2 protein-coding genes are annotated in these 4,312 nt (G+C 40.9%); one reads left to right on the top strand and one right to left on the bottom strand.

The genetic code is table 11. The annotated features are described in order from the left end of the window. Positions 1-294: 294 nt before the first annotated feature. Positions 295-2,040, top strand: a complete 1,746-nt coding sequence (locus tag AAC147_RS05565; RefSeq protein WP_047685854.1) for a beta-ketoacyl synthase — start codon at positions 295-297, stop codon at positions 2,038-2,040. 111 nt (positions 2,041-2,151) lie between these two features. On the opposite strand, the gene AAC147_RS05560 is transcribed toward AAC147_RS05565, so the two are convergent. Further along, the gene (locus tag AAC147_RS05560; RefSeq protein WP_047685852.1) at positions 2,152-3,864 is read right to left on the bottom strand and encodes an ABC-F family ATP-binding cassette domain-containing protein; all 1,713 of its coding nucleotides are present in this window, start codon (positions 3,862-3,864) and stop codon (positions 2,152-2,154) included. Between the last annotated feature and the right edge of the window lie 448 nt (positions 3,865-4,312).

Raw genomic sequence — 4,312 nt, 5'->3', positions numbered from 1 at the left:
AACTATTGGAAGCATGACCCGTAATCCCACTTTGTAACGCTTTATCATATAAGACAAATGCTATATTCTTTCTCAGTCTCCAGACATCATTACGCTTCGTGCCTATATTCTATGAAATTTCAGGATATCGCCAACAAAGCTGTAACCTGAAAACAACGGGTATATAACATTTGATATTTCAGTTTCGATAGAAATAGATCAGATGACAATATTCTCAGTTTTAATGACCAATATATCAGAGTATTAATTTACACCAATTGCTAAACTTCAGAAAAAGTCTTTTGGGAGTTCATAATGAGTAAATTACCCGTCATTGTTGGTTTAGGTGGTATCAATACGGCTGGAAGAAGTTCTGGTTCCCACGGATATAAACGCATCGTATCAAATAGTCTTAATGACAAAATAATGAAAGATACATGGAGCGACTTATGTCATCGAATGGGTATTATTAATGGAACAGAATTTGTCACCGATACCCAAATTGAACAAGCAAAAAATGGCACACTAATTAGAAAAATAACTCTTTTTGATACTCAGAAAGTGCCAGTTAATAAAATAATAACCGATCCTGACAAAGACACAGTTCAACTATTACAATCGACTTATATTCCACTTTCTATGTCCAGCGCAGGACAATTACCGGAAAGATTTGAAATAGGAAATTTATATAATGCCCATCACCATCCTCGCGGTTTACGTCTCGCCGTATATGGTGCCTCAGACTTACTCAATTCAATCGGGATTTCATGGTCAGAGATATCTGCATTAGTAGAACCTGATCAAATTGCTGTTTATGCCAGCAGTGCATTAGGCCAGATAGATCAGTTTTCACTATCAGGATTGATCGGCAATCCACTGAATGGCTTGCGTATTAGCGCCAAAATGTTGCCACTCTCCTTACCAGATATGCCAGCAGATTTTATTAATAGTTATGTTATTAATAATATAGGAAGCACATCTGCCAATATCGGTGCCTGTGCAAGCTTTCTGTACAATCTTAAACAAGGTGTCAATGACATAAGGCAAGGTAAGGCAAAAGTCTGTTTAGTCGGATGTGCTGAAGCACCTATTACTCCTGAAATCATCGAAGGATTCCGTGCTATGGGCGCTCTTGCAGAAGACCATCTATTATGTAAATTGGACGGAACTAACACTGTCGACCATCGCCGTGCCTGCCGTCCATTTTCAACTAATGTCGGGCTCACTCTTTCCGAATCATCACAGTTTGTGCTGCTTATGAGTGACGAGCTCGCACTGCAATGTGGTGCCAATATTCTTGGATCGGTGCCTGATGTTTTCGTGAATGCCGATGCGAACAAAAAATCCATTTCTTCCCCCGGAATCGGTAACTATATCACGATGATGAAAGCTGCTTCCCTTACAGACAACCTTCTGGATGGGAAATTACAACATTCTTACGTTCAGGCACACGGTACAGGGACGCCACAAAATAGGGTTACAGAAAGCCACATTATTAATGAAACCGCGAAAGTCTTTGGCCTCAGCCACTGGGATGTTACCGCCATTAAGGCATATGTCGGGCACTCTTTTTCTACCTCTGCCGGTGATCAATTGGCCAACACGCTAGGCGTTTGGCAATATGGATGGATACCCGGCATTAAGACAATTGATCACATTGCTGAAGATGTACATTCTTCCAACCTGAACATCTTAATGCAGGATAAGTTTGCTGGTGAACAAGGTAAAGATATGCGTGCCACAATCATCAACTCAAAAGGATTTGGTGGCAATAATGCGAGCGCTGTTATTTTATCTCCACAGCAAACAATGCGAATGCTGACAAAAAAACATGGTAACTCCACCATTAGCAACTATCACAAATGTAATCAGACAGTTAAAGACAAAAGTGAAAAACAGGATCAAGCCATTTGCCGTGGCGAGGAATCTATTATTTATGATTTCGGAAGCTCTGTGATACAACCTTCAGATATCGAACTTTCACGTCATGAAGTGAAATTAGCGGGATTCAAACATACTATAAAACTGCCGAATGCAGATGAATTCAGCGAATTTCTGTGAATTTCCAATATAATAACATCCTGATAATCCGAAAATTATTTGGGGTAATCTGACCGTCATTAAAAAACTAATGACGGTCGGATACAATTAACAAGCCTTACAGATTACGCACTAAAGCTGTCTGCTTATCGTTTCAATCTCCCGTCGCCATTTCTCCTGCAAGGCGGGCTTTTGATGTTTTGGCCTTCTGCGCAAATCCTCCTGCAACAGCGTCTCCAACTCTACCAGACGTTGTAGTAAAACCTCTTCATCCCATACCATTGCCGATTCTTGTTTATTGCAATCAGTAGAATGTTGCCAATTTGATTTTTCCAAATTATCACCCTGTTCGAGCAAAGAATAGATTTCTTCAACATTGTGATATTCAGTTAGCTTACCTTTGTTAATCAGCCAAAAACGGTTACAACTTTGTTCAATAAGACTTCGATCGTGGCTGACAATCAAGGCTCCGCCTTTATATTCCTTCAGGGTATCAAAGAGCTCTTCTTTCCCCTCCAAATCAAGGTGGTTAGTGGGTTCATCGAGAAACAGCAAATGATAACGCGCTAATGTTAGCCCTATGAACAATAAACGTGCCCGTTCACCGCCACTCAATGATGCTACTTTCTGCTGGTGCCTTTGATATTCAAAACCTGCGCTGATAAGCGCCCGTTTACGCTGATCATCACTGGTTGGTGCAAAACGAATTAACGCATCACTCAGTGATGCGTTATCCTGAATTTGCTCCAGCGATTGATCGTAGTAACCGAGCTGACATTGAGGATGATAATCCACATTCTGTAATGTCTTTTCCAGATATTCTTTATACAATACTTTCAACAAAGTAGACTTACCGCAACCATTGTTACCCAGAATAGCGATTCTATCGCCACTCTTAATCTGTTTCGACAGCACATTGAACAGAACCACATTACTCCCCAAAGGCATAACAGCCATATGTTCAATGTCCAGCAATCGGTTAGCGGGTAATGCATCCCCCTGAAGAGTCAGCTTCCATGGGGTGCCTTGAGTGAGTTTAGTTTGCTGCTCAGCCAGGCGCTGTTTACGTGCCAGCATCGTCTTCGCTTTACGAGAAAGATCGGGATTGTCATAAACCTTACCCCATGTGGCTAACCGTTCGGCACTCTGCTCTAGCCTGTCTATCTCTTTTTGCTCACTAACATGACGTTGAAGATCCGCCTGATCACGTTCGAGCAAAGCTTGCCTTGCCTGAGAACAAGCCATACTGAAGTGATATAAGGTTTTGTCCCGCATAATCCAGGTAGTATTAGTCACCCTATCCAGTAAAGTCTGATCATGCGATACCAATACAAACGATCCTTTCCACTGAGACAAAAAAGATTCCAGCCATAGCAGAGAAGTCAGATCCAGATGGTTACTCGGTTCATCCAATAACAGTAAATCAGGTTGCTGGATCACCGCACGACCAAGTAACAGGCGCATATGTTGCCCACCACTAAGATTTCCTATAGGCGTTTGCCAATCCTGTTCGGGAAATCCCAATTCAGACAACAGAAGCTCGGCTCGCCAAATTTCGTCAACTTTAACTTTCTCACTAATAGCCTCTATTAACGTGGCATCATGCAGAGATAAAGGTAAATGCTGTTCGACATACGCCAAAACACACTGATTCGCAATTGTGATCTTACCGTTGTAATCTTCCAAATTACCGCTCAGTAATTTCATCAGGGTGCTTTTACCACAGCCGTTATGACCGATAAGCCCAATTTTATCGCCTTTGTTCAGAGTAAACGTTATATCCTCAAACAAAGGAGCCGAAGAGAAAGCAATAGAAAGTGATTGTGCTGATAAATAAGTGCTCATAGATAACTCAAGAATTTAGGGTGCAAAACACCGTTGTCAGATGCTGACAATAATTCTTCGAGCTTGAGTGAAGAGAACTCTGATTTGTGAAGTTACTATTTTATGTTAGTAACTAAATATTTTTTCGCTCAAGCTAAGATTATTGCAGCGTATGCCACAAACCCTTGAGCGAGCTTCTAATACCAAAGAAGCGAGCGTATAAACGCTGCATAGACATATAGGTCCTCCTTTTTTTAGTCTGGGAAAGTAACGATACTTCCTAGTTATTCGGTGGGCTAAGCATATAAAAAGTCTGCCAGAAAAAGCAAATAAATCAGATAAATTATTTGAAAAATGCGTTCTGGTTCTCATCTATTTTTCGCCGGAAACTCATTCCAATTTATCAAAATTATTCGATATCAAAAGCGCACGAATAAAAAATAACATTAGGGAACCTCTAAAAACTTCC

Source organism: Xenorhabdus sp. NBAII XenSa04 (assembly GCF_963866145.1).
GTDB lineage: Bacteria > Pseudomonadota > Gammaproteobacteria > Enterobacterales > Enterobacteriaceae > Xenorhabdus > Xenorhabdus indica.
This window is presented reverse-complemented; position numbering and strand designations above follow the sequence as displayed.